The sequence below is a fragment of the Clostridium sp. AT4 genome (assembly GCF_001517625.2).
In the GTDB taxonomy this organism is placed as follows: Bacteria; Bacillota; Clostridia; order Lachnospirales; family Lachnospiraceae; genus Enterocloster.
On sequence record NZ_LN999825.1, the window covers coordinates 24,589 to 39,105 of the forward strand.

11 protein-coding genes and 1 riboswitch are annotated in these 14,517 nt (G+C 49.5%); of the genes, 1 reads left to right on the forward strand and 10 read right to left on the reverse strand.

The genetic code is table 11. The features are described 5' to 3' along the window. Positions 1-47: 47 nt before the first annotated feature. The 10 genes from thiE to metG form a co-directional block, all read right to left on the reverse strand. The gene (gene thiE, locus BN3656_RS01140) at positions 48-704 is read right to left on the reverse strand and encodes a thiamine phosphate synthase (protein ID WP_066543209.1); all 657 of its coding nucleotides are present in this window, start codon (positions 702-704) and stop codon (positions 48-50) included. Positions 705-731: 27 nt separating this feature from the next. After that, entirely contained in the window at positions 732-2,039 is a 1,308-nt protein-coding gene (thiC, locus tag BN3656_RS01145; protein WP_066543211.1) for a phosphomethylpyrimidine synthase ThiC, read from the reverse strand. 181 nt (positions 2,040-2,220) lie between these two features. Continuing rightward, a riboswitch (TPP riboswitch) is annotated at positions 2,221-2,330 on the reverse strand. Between the two features lie 61 nt (positions 2,331-2,391). Then, positions 2,392-3,090: a 4Fe-4S binding protein gene (locus BN3656_RS01150; RefSeq protein ID WP_066543519.1), complete on the reverse strand. Its 699-nt coding sequence runs from the start codon at positions 3,088-3,090 to the stop codon at positions 2,392-2,394. Between the two features lie 193 nt (positions 3,091-3,283). After that, positions 3,284-3,754: a zinc ribbon domain-containing protein gene (locus tag BN3656_RS01155; RefSeq protein WP_347460576.1), complete on the reverse strand. Its 471-nt coding sequence runs from the start codon at positions 3,752-3,754 to the stop codon at positions 3,284-3,286. Between the two features lie 250 nt (positions 3,755-4,004). After that, positions 4,005-5,720, reverse strand: a complete 1,716-nt coding sequence (gene ilvD / locus BN3656_RS01160) for a dihydroxy-acid dehydratase (RefSeq protein WP_347460577.1) — start codon at positions 5,718-5,720, stop codon at positions 4,005-4,007. A 249-nt stretch (positions 5,721-5,969) separates the two neighbouring features. Next, positions 5,970-6,689 (reverse strand): FadR/GntR family transcriptional regulator, encoded by a 720-nt coding sequence (locus tag BN3656_RS01165; protein WP_066543217.1) that lies wholly within the window; start codon positions 6,687-6,689, stop codon positions 5,970-5,972. Positions 6,690-6,720: 31 nt separating this feature from the next. After that, positions 6,721-8,487 carry an oleate hydratase gene (locus tag BN3656_RS01170; protein ID WP_331467830.1) on the reverse strand — a complete coding sequence of 589 codons (1,767 nt, stop codon included), beginning with the start codon at positions 8,485-8,487 and terminating at the stop codon, positions 6,721-6,723. Positions 8,488-8,549: 62 nt separating this feature from the next. After that, entirely contained in the window at positions 8,550-9,425 is an 876-nt protein-coding gene (gene rsmA / locus BN3656_RS01175; RefSeq protein ID WP_066543218.1) for a 16S rRNA (adenine(1518)-N(6)/adenine(1519)-N(6))-dimethyltransferase RsmA, read from the reverse strand. A 4-nt stretch (positions 9,426-9,429) separates the two neighbouring features. Next, positions 9,430-10,203, reverse strand: coding sequence for a TatD family hydrolase (locus BN3656_RS01180; RefSeq protein ID WP_066543219.1), 774 nt, complete (start codon positions 10,201-10,203; stop codon positions 9,430-9,432). A 141-nt stretch (positions 10,204-10,344) separates the two neighbouring features. Continuing rightward, positions 10,345-12,336 (reverse strand): methionine--tRNA ligase, encoded by a 1,992-nt coding sequence (gene metG, locus BN3656_RS01185; protein WP_066543526.1) that lies wholly within the window; start codon positions 12,334-12,336, stop codon positions 10,345-10,347. 283 nt (positions 12,337-12,619) lie between these two features. On the opposite strand from metG, the gene BN3656_RS01190 reads away from it, so the two are divergent. Then, positions 12,620-14,458: a DUF885 domain-containing protein gene (locus BN3656_RS01190; RefSeq protein ID WP_066543220.1), complete on the forward strand. Its 1,839-nt coding sequence runs from the start codon at positions 12,620-12,622 to the stop codon at positions 14,456-14,458. Positions 14,459-14,517 lie beyond the last annotated feature (59 nt).

The following is a 14,517-nucleotide window of genomic DNA, read 5'->3' on the forward strand; positions in this document are numbered from 1 at the left end:
AAAGCACCCACTCCAAAGTGGATGCTCCAAAGGTTATATATTCGTCCTTATGGGCAATGCCTCCCCCACTCCCCAACCATCTCTCTCATCTGTCTGACCGTTCCTTCAATATCCTCTGCCCCAAAGATCCCGGACACTACAGCCGCTCCGGCTGCCCCGCTGCCTTTAAGCTTTCCAATATTTTCCAGGCAGATCCCCCCGATTGCCACAACCGGGATGGAAACGGACCGGCAGATCTCTCCCAACCGCTCCATAGTCATAGGAAGGGCGTCGGCTTTGGTGGAGGTGCCGAATACGGCTCCACTTCCCAGATAATCTGCTCCCTGCTCCTGAGCTTTCAGGGCCTGCTCCACTGTTTTCGCTGTAACGCCCAGAATCTTATCCGGCCCAAGGAGCGCTCTGGCCTGTGCGGCATCCATGTCATTCTGTCCCACATGGACGCCGTCAGCACCGCACAGAAGAGCCAGCTTTATATTATCATCAATGATCAGAGGGACCTTGTACCGCTCCGTGAGAGCCCGCAGGCTTCGAGCCTCCTCCAGATAATCCTGCACCGTATCATTCGTCAGGCCCTTTTCCCTCATCTGCACCATGGTAGCTCCGCCCTTTAACGCAGCCTCTACCTGCTCGCACAAGCTCATTTTCCCGGTCCAGGCCCGGTCTGTCACTGCGTAAACCATAAGCTGCCTTCTGTCAAATTTCATATCTGATTTCCCTCATTCTCTCTTAAATCACTCATCAAAAATGCTTACAATTTCTCCGTCTAAAATCCGGTTCATATTTTTCACTGCACAGAAATTGCCACACATGGAACAGGTATCCTCTTTTTCCGGCTTTGCAGACGCCCGGTAATTTCTGGCCTTTTCCGGATCAATGGAAAGCTCAAAGGTCTTTTCCCAGTCCAGCTTCTTTCTGGCAAGACTCATCTGGCGGTCCCAGTCCGCAGCGCCTTTGATTCCCTTTGCAATATCCGCCGCATGGGCTGCGATTCTGGAAGCGATGATTCCCTCCTTTACATCATTCAAATCCGGAAGCCGCAGGTGCTCCGCCGGCGTCACATAGCACAAAAAGGAAGCTCCGCTTGAGGCTGCAATCGCCCCGCCGATGGCCGCAGTAATATGGTCATATCCGGGAGCCACATCCGTTACCAGAGGACCCAGCACATAGAAGGGAGCGCCCTTGCAGATGGTCTGCTGGATCTTCATATTGGCCTCAATCTGGTTTAAGGGCATATGGCCCGGCCCCTCAACGATTACCTGTACATCCTTTTCCCAGGCCCGGCGGGTCAGTTCTCCAAGTGTTACCAGTTCTTCAATCTGTGAAATGTCTGTGGCATCGTCAATGCATCCCGGGCGGCAGGCATCTCCCAGGCTGATGGTTACATCATGCTCCCGGCAGATTTCCAGAATCCGGTCATAATGCTCATAAAACGGATTTTCCTTTCCCGTCATCTCCATCCAGGCAAAAATAATGGAACCGCCCCTGGATACAATATTCATCAGGCGCTTATTTTCCTTAAAGCGCTGTGCGGTCCTGCGGTTGATTCCTACATGGATGGTCATAAAATCCACTCCGTCCTCAGCGTGCATTTCCACAATCTTCAGCCATTCCTCTGTGGTAATATCCTTTAATGGCTTATGATAATAAACCACTGCGTCATAAATCGGCACTGTTCCTATGATCGCCGGGCACTCTGCTGTAAGCTTTCTCCTGAACTTCTGCGTATCGCCCCAGGAGCTTAAATCCATAATAGATTCAGCGCCCATTCCAACTGCATAGTTTACCTTTTCAAGCTCCATATCCAGATCCTTGCAGTCTCTGGAGGTTCCCAAGTTCACATTGATCTTAGTCCTTAGCATAGAACCGATTCCATTAGGATCCAGACAGCGATGATTCTTATTGGCAGGAATTGCCGCCTTTCCCTCTGCTACCAGAGCCATGAGCTCATTTACCTCAAAATGCTCCTTCTCTGCCACCTTTCTCAGTTCCTCTGTCACAATGCCCTTTCTGGCGGCATCCATCTGTGTGGTGTATTCCATCTTTCTTCCTCCTTGTATTCTGTGCCTGAAGCACGTTTTCGCTTCCCAAAGAGGCTGCCGGACGGGTCTGTATGCCAAAATCTAAAAAACCTGCTTCCCGCAGTTTCTCCGGATCCCTGCAATACAAAAGGCCCGCCCCATAAGGAACGGACCGTGTATACACTCCCATGAACCAAGGTTCATATCCAGCCGAAATATTTCCCTACGTTGGCATTACCCAAATCAGGTACGATAGGTCGAAGTTCGATTACTTCCTCTCAGCCTGCTCCACAAGCTCCCTGTTGTATCTCAGCATATCACTGGAAGACGGGATATGTCAAGCGATTTCCATTTCTTTTAAAACTCCCCCTGCTTATTCCAATATTCTCCCATCTGTGGAAATGGTTACTACCCGCCAGGGAATAAATCTGCCGCTTATCTGCAAAGCCTTTTTTACAGCCTGCTCAATTCCTCCGCAGCAAGGCACCTCCATACGGACAACCGTCACGCTTTTAATGTTATTATTTGCCAGAATCTCCGTCAGCTTTTCGCTGTAATCCCCCGCATCCAGCTTGGGACAGCCGATCAGCGTAACATGGTTTCGGATAAACTCATTATGAAAATTTCCATAAGCATAAGCCGTACAGTCCGCTGCCACCAGAAGGTTCGCATTCTCAAAATAAGGAGCATTCACCGGAGCCAGCTTAATCTGTACCGGCCACTGTGACAGCTGGCTGTGAACCGAAACAACTGGCTCACTGCATGCATTACGTTCCCTCTGAATACTCTTTGACTGCATTCCCGGACAGCCACAGGGAAGCGGCTCAAAGGATGTCTTTTTCTTAGCCGCCAAAACAGCCGCCTCATCATATGCCGGAGCCTCTCTCTCCTCAAACCCAATGGCATCTGCCGGACACGCAGGCAGGCAGTCTCCCAGTCCGTCACAGTAATCCTCACGGGTCAGCTTCGCCTTGCCGTCTATCATCTCTATCGCACCTTCATGGCAAGCAGCCGCACAGGCTCCGCAGCCATTACACTTCTCTTCGTCAATCTTAATAATCTTTCTAATCATAATCCGCTCTCCTTTTTTTAATCTTCCATATGCCCTCACAGCAAACCTCCCTGTCTGCTAATGATACCACCATTGTAATACATCTCTAAGAATAATTCCGTTGTTTCTGCAACAAAACACAAGTTTTCTTCCCACAGCACCAAAAAATGCAGAACCCCTGTCACATCCACAGGCATTCTGCATCCTACATTTCTCAGATCCGTCCTCCGCAGACCGGACAGTAATTATAATCCTCATCTGTTTCAAACCCGCATCTCATACACTTTTTATGAGGCTTTTTAGAGCCCTCCTGCCAGGTTTTGGCGTACCGTCCCGCCTGCACCAGACGCAGGTCTGCCTCTGCAATATCAGGGTTTTCCCCTCTCAAAACAGCCTTTCCCACAACCGGATCCAGTTCATAAACCGCCTCACAGCAGTCCATCTTCACATAATAACGCCGGTTCCATTTAAACAGCGGAATAAAGAAAAAGCTAAAATACATATACGTCATGATCACCTGATACCGCCCATGGCTCCCACAGCTCCCGCAAAGCCGCACAAGCCCCTCACTCAATATCTTCTGTCCCTGGCTCACGCCTCCAATAAATATCACCAATTCCACCTCCCACATCTCTGTGTCAACTCTACCATCATACCCCCATCCCTCACTCCCGTCAATCCCCATACATTTCTATCCCCCAAACCTCACTCCCGCCATCCCTTCCGCCGCCTCCCATTCAGGCTATCAGGGCGACTTTGGAGGCCATTAGAAAATATTAGAGGATACAATTTTTCGTTAAAAGCCATATCAAACCTGTCTGAGCGCAGCGAGTTTTTGATATGGCTTTTGCATTTAGAAAAATTGCATCCTCTTAGATTTTCTTATGGCCGGAAACTGGAGCCCTGAGAGCCTGAACCGGAGGCCCACACGACTCTTAAACCATATACCCCCCCTTCATAGGAGACACCGCGTGTTCGGAATAAATCTTTAACACGCCCTTTGTATACTTCGGAGTCTTGGGCTTCCATGCCGCACGGCGTTCTGCCAGAACCTTATCTACCTCTTCCTTCGTCATCTCCTGACCGTGGATTCCCACGATTTCCAGAACACGCTCCGGAATATCAATGCGGATCAGATCCCCTTCCTCTACCAGGGCAATGGGGCCTCCATCTGCGGCCTCAGGAGACACATGGCCGATAGCCGGTCCCTTGGAAGCGCCGGAGAAGCGTCCGTCTGTAATCAGAGCAATGGTCTTTCCAAGCTCCGGATCAGAAGAAATGGCCTCTGTGGTATAGAACATCTCAGGCATACCGGAGCCCTTTGGTCCCTCATAGCGGATAAATACCGCATCACCCGGCCGGATCTTGTGGGACAGCACTGCTGCAATGGCATCTTCCTCACAGTCGAATGGTCTTGCCTTTAATACAGCCTTAAACATTTCCTTCGGCACTGCAGAATGCTTTACAACGGAACCTTCCGGAGCCAGATTTCCTCTTAAAATCGCCACCGTTCCGTCGGTGCCGATGGGTTCGTCAAAGGTACGGATCACATCGGTGCGCTTTAAGCCCCATTTTTTTAAATAGCTCTCGCACTTGTCATAGAAACCGTTTTTCTTTAAGTCCTCCAAATTTTCGCCCAGAGTCTTTCCTGTAACGGTCATCACATCCAGGTGGAGCATGGACTTGATCTCCTCCATCACTGCAGGAACACCGCCTGCATAGTAGAAGAACTGTGCCGGCCACTTGCCTGCGGGGCGGATATCCAGAAGGTAATGAGCCCCCCGATGCATCCGGTCAAAGGTATCTGCATCAATCTCGATACCCAGCTCATGGGCCATGGCCGGAATATGGAGCAGGGAATTGGTGGAGCCGGAGATGGCAGCATGTACCATAATGGCATTTTCAAAGGCCTTTTCTGTTACAATGTCGCTGACCTTGATTCCCTTTTTTACAAGCTCCATTACCTGTTTTCCTGCCTTGTAGGCCATTTCCTTTAAGTCCTCGCAGGTAGCGGGCATCAGGGCAGAACCTGGGAGCATCAGACCCAGAGCCTCAGCCATGATCTGCATGGTGGAAGCGGTTCCCATAAAGGAGCAGGCTCCGCAGGAAGGGCAGGCGTGGTGCTTATAATAGGTAAGCTTTTCATCTGTAATCTCTCCTCTCTGGCACATGGCAGAATACATACCGATCTGCTCCAGTGTTAAGAGATCAGGGCCTGCATCCATCACGCCTCCGGTGATCACGATAGAAGGCATATCCAGTCTTGCCAGTCCCATCAGGCATGCAGGTACGGACTTGTCGCAGCTGGCAATAAATACGCCGCCGTCAAAGCCGGTGGAATTTCCGTGGATTTCGATCATATTTGCGATCATATCGCGGTGAGCCAGAGAATAGTTGATGCCGTCATGTCCCTGGGCAATGCCGTCACAGATATCCGTTGTATAATATCTGGCGCCTCTTGCTCCTGCGTCGGTGATTCCTCTCATGGCTTCCTCTACAAACTGATCCAGATGGGCGCTTCCCGGATGGCTGTCCCCGAAGGTGCTCTCTACCAGGATCTGGGGCTTATCCAGATCCTCCACCGTCCATCCCATACCAATCTTTAAGGGATCATTTTCCGGCGCAAGTGCTCTTACTCTCTGACTGTTCAATTCCTTCATGTTGGTTCCTCCTTCTTTCTATAACAATTTCGTTTCATAATCATCAGATGTTTTCTCTTTTAATCATATCATTTCATAAATATAATTACAAGTCATCAGACTACTATTCTACTTTTTGCCAAAAACTCGGATGTTTTTTTAGGTATGATACACAAAAAGCCCAGATATTTCGCTTTATCCAGGCTCCTGTCAAACATATAATGTAATTTTTACGGTAAAATCATCTGATATCTTACCCTGTTACTCCCTGTGATTTTTTTCTTTTTCCTCCCGGATCAGCTTCAGGATCATATTCCGGTTGTAGGTCATATGCATCATCATGGCGGTTTTTGCTCCAATGGGATCCCGATCGGAAATGGCGTCCACAATGGCTCTGTGCGTCATAACGGTTTCCTTTGTAAGCCGTTGGTGGGTCACATTTACAAACATCATTACTGCTGTATCAATAATGGGAATCAGCTGCTCCACTACCTTATTACCGGAGCACCGGGCCACGCTGGTATGAAAAGCAATATCATCCTGAATGTACATATCTCCTGAAGCGATCCGTTCCTCTACCCGTTCGCAGCAGCAGCGCAGCTCCAAAATTGCTTCCTCTGTAGCATTTAATGCCGCCATTTCTGCAATACCAGGCTCCAGGATCAGCCGCACATTGACCAGATCCAGCGCCAGCGCCATCTTATCCTCTGCTCCGCTTAAACCCAGAGGATCCAGATCGGAAGGCGTTGTATTTACCACATAAGTGCCGGATCCCCGGCGCACCTCTAAAATCCCCTGGGAAACCAAAAGCTTTACCGCTTCCCGGATGGTGCTGCGCCCCACGCCAAATTTTTCTCCCAGCTCAAACTCATTTGGAAGTTTGGAGCCCGGTTCAAGAGGCGTCTCCAAAATATAGTGATAAATCTGCTCCTGAACCTGCTCTGCCAGAAGCTTACTTTTAATATTGGAAAATCCTCCCATTTTCATCTCCTCTGTTCCCTGATATCCGCAGTTACCGAAACGCCTTAAGCACTGTCTTAAGCAGCACTCTGGGATGCTTCCAGTACGGTGTCACAGGAATCACCTTCCGGCGCACATCCATCAGGCTGTATACAGCCATTCTGGCGGCCCGTACCGAATATTCCTCTGTAAACGCCGTATCCTCCGGTATTTCCACAAACTGTCCGATCATGGCAAAATTTCCGGAACCTGCCGGAATGACTTTCGGGCGGTCTGTATATTTCCTTGGAGCAAGAGCCGCGTCTGCATAAGGCATCCGGCAGGGGATCACATTGATCACCGTATCCATCAGCTCCTCCATACGCTTTTCATTTACATGAAGATGGCTTAAATATTCCTTCAGGATCTCCCGTCCCGTGCAGTCCTTCATGGGCTTTTTCACGTAATCCCCCTCTGCCTCCGGATACAATCCATAGCCCCAGAATACAGTCACATCTTCAGGCTGACCTGCAAAATAAGGCTGAGCCGCCACGGTACTGCTTATAAGCCATCCGGAATCCTTAAAGGTCATAAGCGCCCCGCTTCCGGGAGCATTTCCTGAAAATTCCTCAACCGCCTTTAAAAGCGCATCTCCCCTGGCTGTCACAGTAAAGCTCATCCAGCCGTTTTTCTCCGGACAGGCAAAAAACGGCTCCGGTGCTCCCATTCCCGGCTTCACACAGGCAATCCTTGACCATAGCTCGCTGCTCATGGACTTTTTTGACGGAGCAGGAGCCGGAGTGTCCATATCTCCCAAAGAAAAGCTGTCCGTCATACAGCCCGTTGTCATAATGCAGAAATCTCCCTGTTTCAGTTCTGCTTTCTCAAAAGCAAAGGACTCCCTTGACTCATCCTCATCCTGAAGCCTGCGTTTTAAGTACAGCGTTTTAACCGTAATACCTGAACCGGAAGCAAACTCCATATCTGTCACCTGACAGTCCTCTATAAACTCCACACCTCTGGAGCGCAGATAAACTTCCAGAGGACGGATCAGGCTGTCATAGGGATTGAGAGGCAGGCCGATCATGCCCTCCCTGGTGTCAATACGGCCAAACTCCAGCAGCATCCTCTTCACACGGCGTCTGAATTCAGACAGGCTGCTCCCCTTTTTAAAAGCAAAAGCAGTCTGCCACATATACCAGAAGCTTGTCTCAAATATATGAGGCGTTTCCTTAAACCAGTCCTCTATGGTCAGGCTGTCCAGCTTCTTTTCATCTGTCAGCAGAAGCCGGAAAAGAGCCATCCTGTCCCCCTGATCAAAGCCCATGGATTTTACATTTAAAAACGTTCCCTCCCGGTCTGCCAGACGTCCATGGGTACGTCCGGAATGAGAATGGGCAAACTCCTGAATTTCCTCTGCAACGCTGCGCCCTGTTTTTTTTAAGGATGGAATGGTATCAAACAGCTCCCAGAAATTCTCATATGTCTTTTCATTGAGCATATGGCCGCCGCGGCATACATAACCCTTTTCCGGTGTTCCCGCTCCGTCATTTCCTCCCCCCAGGATATGGGTTCCCTCATAGATGGTAATGTGGGAGCCGGGGAAATTACAGTCCCGGATCAGATAAGCGGCTGCAGCCATGGACGCCAGGCCGCCGCCGATCAGGTACGCCCTGCGGCTGCCGTAGTCGCGATTTCGCACCAGTGCGGCATCAATTGCTGCCTGCCGCTCCTCTTCCTTTCTGTGCCTTACCTTTTTCAGTTCTCTTAACGTAACGAGCGCCGCTGTACCTGCAGCTGCCGCCCCAAGGATGCGGGCCGTCCGTCTGTTCATAGCCATATCGATCCCTTCCTTTCTTTTACCTGCTCATCCGATCACAGAACTCCCCATTTTACCCTGTTTTATTTTCCTTTCAGGTCTGAAAATGCATTTGCCAGGGCTGCAAACTGTTCCAGCGTCAGAGCCTCTCCCCGCACTGCTGCAGGAAGCCCCAGTCCTTCGATCACTGCCGCGATCTCCTCCTTGGAAAATGACAGCTCCGGAGAGTTGTTTAATCCGTTCTGCAGTGTCTTTCTTCTTTGATTAAAAGACGCACGGATCAGGCGGAACATAAGCGCCGTATCCTTTACATGAACCGGCGGTTCCTGATAGCGGGTCAGACGAATTACTGCAGAACCCACATTTGGCCGGGGGATAAAGCAATTTGGAGGCACATTTGCCACGATATAGGGGCTGGCGTAGTACTGCACCGCCAGGGACAGAGCGCCGTAATCCTTGGAGCCCGGCCCTACCTGCATCCGGTCTGCTACTTCCTTCTGGACCATTACCGTGATATTTTCGATCGGAACATTACTTTCAAAAAGTCCCATGATAATTGGCGTAGTAATATAGTAGGGAAGATTTGCCACTACCTTTATTGGCCTTCCCTGATTATACTCCTTTACCAGCTGATTCATGTCTACCTTAAGGATATCCTCATTGATCACAGTCACATTGGAATAGTCCTTTAAAGTCTCTGCCAGGATTGGAAGCAGGTTGGTATCAATTTCCACCGCTACCACCCGGCCCGCATGCTCTGCCAGATACTGGGTCATGGTTCCGATTCCGGGTCCGATTTCCAGAACGCAGTCGTCCTGTGTAATACCAGCGGCATTTACGATCTTATCCAGTACATGGCTGTCGATCAGGAAGTTCTGTCCGAACCGCTTCTGAAATGCAAACTGGTATTTCTGAATGGTTTCTATGGTCTTTTGCGGGTTTACTAATTTATTATCCATTAATTCAATTCTCCTTCAGCCGGTATAACCGTTCTGCATTTTCCCAGGTGATCCGTTCCACGGTTTCCCGGTCGGTTCCCTTGATCTGTGCCAGACGCTCCGCTACAATTCCCAGATTCAGGGAAGAATTGCGCGTTCCACGAAATGGCACCGGAGCCAGATAGGGGCAGTCCGTTTCCAGTACAATGGAGCTTAAAGGCGCATATTCTGCCACCTCCACCAGCTTTTTAGCATTTTTAAAGGTGAGGACGCCGCCGATTCCCAGATAAAAGCCCATATTCAGGTATTCTCTGGCCATTTCCTTTGTGTAGGAAAAGCAGTGGATCACGCCTCCAAGCTCCTCTGCATGTTCGGCCTTCATAATATCCAGAGTGTCTTTTGCCGCATCCCGGCTGTGGATGATCACAGGAAGCTTCAGCTCCTTTGCCAGATCAAGCTGGGCTGCAAACCATTTCTTCTGAATCTCATGCTCCGGTTCCTCCCAGTAGTAATCCAGACCGATTTCTCCTACTGCCCGGATCTTCTCTGAAGCGCACCAGGCCTTCATCCGGTCCATTCCGCAGGCATCCAGCTCTGCTGTTTCGCTGGGATGGACTCCTATGGCCCCATAGATAAAGGGATACTGCTCTGTGAGAGCCAGAGTCGTTTCACAGCTTTTTAAGCTGGCAGCCACATTGGTCACTGCCTGTATGCCCTGAGATGCCAGACTGCCTAAAAGTGCCTCTCTGTCATCATCAAATGCCTCATCATCATAATGGGCGTGTGTATCAAAAATCATCTTGCCGTCTCCTCTGTTCAGTTAAAAACTGCCGCAGAACACAAACCTCCTGACGGCGGCCTGCATCCTGCGGCAGCAGGGACTTAATCCGGTTCTGATCTCACAGACCTCATGTTATCCCAAATTTTATATAAGTCATTATCAGCAGATCTCAGCTCCTGCCGGCATCTTCTTCTCCGGCGTCATCAGCGCCAGATTTCCCTCTGCATCCTCTGCACAGAGAATCATACCCTCAGAAAGCATTCCCGCAAGCTTGGCAGGCTTTAAGTTTGTCACTACCATGACCTTCTTTCCTACCATTTCCTCTGGTGTGTAATGAGCCTTGATTCCGCTGATGATCTGGCGGGTCTTCGTTCCGATCTTAACCTGAGAGCATAACAGCTTCTTGGACTTGGGAACAGCCTCGCACTTAATGATCTCGCCTACCTGGAACTGAAGCTTTGCAAAGTCATCATAGGTGATCTCTGCCTTTGGCTCCAGGTCGATCCCGTCCTCTTCCTCTGCGTTCTCTGCATCAGCGCCGCTTTCCTTTGCAGCCTCTGCCGCCTGAGCTGCCTGAAGAGCCTCTGCCTTCTCAAGTACCTCTTTTACATCCATACGGGCAAACAGGATCTCCGGCTTGTCTGTTACCTGGTTTCCGGACGGATACAGGCCAAAGGTCTGCAGCTCATCCAAACTGCGCTTTGCAGTATTTAACTGAGCCAGGATCTTTGCAGAGGTCTCAGGCATAAAGGACTCCAGTAAGGATGCTCCGATGGTAATAGCCTCTGTGAGGTTGTAAAGAACAGTGGAAAGTCTGTCCTTCTTCTCCTCATCCTTTGCCAGTACCCAGGGAGCAGTCTCATCAATATATTTATTGCTTCTTCTGAAAATATTGAAGATTTCTGTAATCGCATCCGCCACTCTCAGCTGATCCATCTTGGCGTCAGCCTTCTTAACAGCCTCAAGCACAACGGCCTTTAAGTCCTCATCCTCAGGAGCAGTCACGCTCTTATCAGCCACAACGCCGCCAAAGTACTTATTGGTCATGGAAATGGTACGGTTTACCAGATTTCCAAGGATATTTGCAAGGTCAGAGTTCATGCGCTCCACCATCAGCTCCCAGGAGATCACGCCGTCATTTTCAAATGGCATCTCATGAAGCACAAAGTAGCGCACAGCGTCTACGCCGAAGAAATCCACCAGAGTATCTGCATAAAGCACATTTCCCTTGGACTTGCTCATCTTGCCGTCGCCCTGAAGAAGCCACGGATGGCCGAACACCTGCTTTGGCAGGGGCAGATCCAGAGCCATCAGGAAAATAGGCCAGTAAATGGTATGGAAACGGATAATGTCCTTACCGATCAGATGAAGGTCTGCAGGCCAGAATTTCTTAAACTGATCTGTATGATTTCCGTCACAATCATAACCGATTCCCGTAATATAGTTGGTAAGAGCGTCCAGCCATACATAGGTAACGTGCTTTGGGTCAAAGTCTACCGGGATACCCCATGAAAATGTGGTTCTGGATACGCACAGATCCTGTAAACCCGGAAGCAGGAAGTTGTTCATCATCTCATTTTTGCGGGATACCGGCTGGATAAACTCCGGATGCTCGTTGATATATTCAATGAGCCTTGGAGCATATTTGCTCATACGGAAGAAATAAGCCTCCTCCTTGGCAGGCTGCACCTCACGGCCGCAGTCGGGACATTTTCCATCCACCAGCTGGGACGGGGTCCAGAAGGACTCGCAGGGAGTACAGTAAAGGCCCTCATAAGCGCCCTTGTAGATATCGCCCTGATCATAAAGCTTTTTAAAAATCTTCTGAACCTGAGCCTCATGATCCTTATCTGTGGTGCGGATAAACTTGTCATAGGAGGTATTCATCAGATCCCAGATCCGGCGGATCTCTCCTGCGGAGCGGTCTACAAACTCCTGAGGCGTAACGCCTGCAGCCTCTGCCTTCTCCTCGATCTTCTGTCCATGCTCGTCCGTACCGGTCTGGAAGAATACATCATAGCCCTTTGCTCTTTTATATCTTGCGATACTGTCAGCCAGCACGATCTCATAGGTATTGCCGATATGGGGCTTACCGGAAGCATATGCAATGGCTGTTGTAATATAATATGGTTTTTTACAGTCCTGACACATTTTATTTTCCTCTTTTTTCTGGATTCGGGTCATTCAAAGCGCAGGGCGCTCCTGCCCGTTTTAATGGTTTAAGTATAAGCGTTTCCCACATTTTCGTCAAGACAGCGCCCCTCATAAGTTGTTTTTTCCGCTCGTATAATATATACTACAATTCAGGACGGCGAGAAAGCAGGTATAAAGACGGGCGTCAAGCTCGCTTGTAAGCCCGCCTTTACACCTGCTTTCACATCGGATGAATATCCCGCAAAAACATACCTTATCAAATTTCGGAGGAATATAACACATGACCCTATCAACCCATACAAAAAAACATTTATGGCTGCAGACTCTTTTAGCCCTGCTCCTGTCCATTTCCCTGCTGACCGGCTGCGCCGCTCCCGCTGCGCCCGCCCCGTCTGAAGCTTCCTCTCAGGCGGAAGCCGCTGCCTCAGCCTATGAACAGTATGACGAGGACACCTTAAAAGTCCAAAGTGACTTCGACGCCTTTACGGACCAGCTCTTCTGCTCTGAAGTCGCCCAGTCCCCGATTACGCTTCACTACACTCTGGCAGATCCATCCTCATACGGCATCACCGACTATCCCAGAGATCTGGGGACTGTTTCTGTTGAGGACATAAAAAAAGACCTGACCGACGTCAGGGAGCTGTACAGCCGCCTGACTGCGCTGGACAGCCGGAAGCTGCGCGAGGACCAGCTTCTTACCTATACCATTCTTTCATCATACTTAAATACCTGCCTGTCTCTGGAGGGACTGGAACTCTATGACCAGCCGCTCTCTGCTACTCTGGGCATACAATCCCAGCTTCCCATTCTCTTATCTGAATACCAGTTTTATACCCGTCAGGATGTAGAAGACTACCTGTCTCTTTTATCGTCCATAAAAACCTACTACGACAGCATCATTGCCTTTGAACAGCAGAAATCCGAGGCCGGACTGGGACTGTGCGACGCAGTCATCGACCGGATCATTCCATCCTGCAGCGCCTATCTGATCGACGCAGATCACAGCTTTATGGCAGAAACCTTTGCTTCCCGTTTAAATAGGATCGACGGCCTTACAGAGCAGGAAAAAAATGACTATATCTCCCGAAATAAAGCTGCTCTGAACGAGCATTTCGTGCCTGCCTACGAAAGCCTGATCGAGGGCTTAAAAACCCTGAAGGGAAAGGGAACCAATGACGGCGGCCTGTGCCATTTTCCCGAAGGAAAACGGTACTATGAATACCTGGTAAACGCCCAGACCGGCACGTCCTATAAGGATATCCCTTCCCTGAAAAAGGCAGTGATGGATCAAATGGCGGATGATCTCACCGCAGTCGATGAGCTGCTCACAGCAGATCCCTCTCTGAGTGAAAAAATCCTTTCCTACCGCTTTTCTCCCGAAAAGCCCGAAGAGATCCTGGAAGCCTTAAAAACTCAGTGCCAACAGGATTTTCCCGAATTAACCGGCTATTCCTACACCATTAAGTCTGTTCCCAAGCCTCTGGAAAGTATTTTAAGTCCGGCCTTTTATCTCACTGTGCCCTTAGACCGTCCTCAGGACAATTCCATTTACATCAACAACGGTTCCACCGGAAGCTCCAGCCTCTACACCACTATTGCCCATGAGGGCCATCCGGGTCATATGTACCAGAATCAGTATTTTAACCAGAATCAGCACTGTAATTTAAGAAGTATCCTTGATTTTAAGGGCTATTCCGAGGGCTGGGCTACCTATGTGGAGCACTATGCCTATACTCTGGAAAATAACGGTCTGGAGGAAGGCGTAGGAGAACTGCTGCATCACAATGCGGCCTTTACTCTGGCTCTTTACGCCATTCTGGATATCAGCATCCACTATGACGGCTGGGACATGGAGCAGGTGAAAAATTATCTGGATCTTTACTTTAAGATCACAGACCCTGATGTGGTATCCTCTATCTATTATGAAATAATGGAGAATCCCGCCAATTACCTTACCTACTATACAGGTTATCTGGAAATCCTCACCATGGAACGGGAGGCCAGACAGACACTTGGCGCAAATTACTCCCAGCTGGAATTTAACCGCTTTCTTCTGGATATGGGGCCGGCGCCTTTTGGGGTAATCCGGACGTATTTTGTGAAGTGGCTGGTGAAGTAAATTATATGTATGCAAAACAATGTAAAACATTTTATTGACAATGTTTGCATCATTGCATA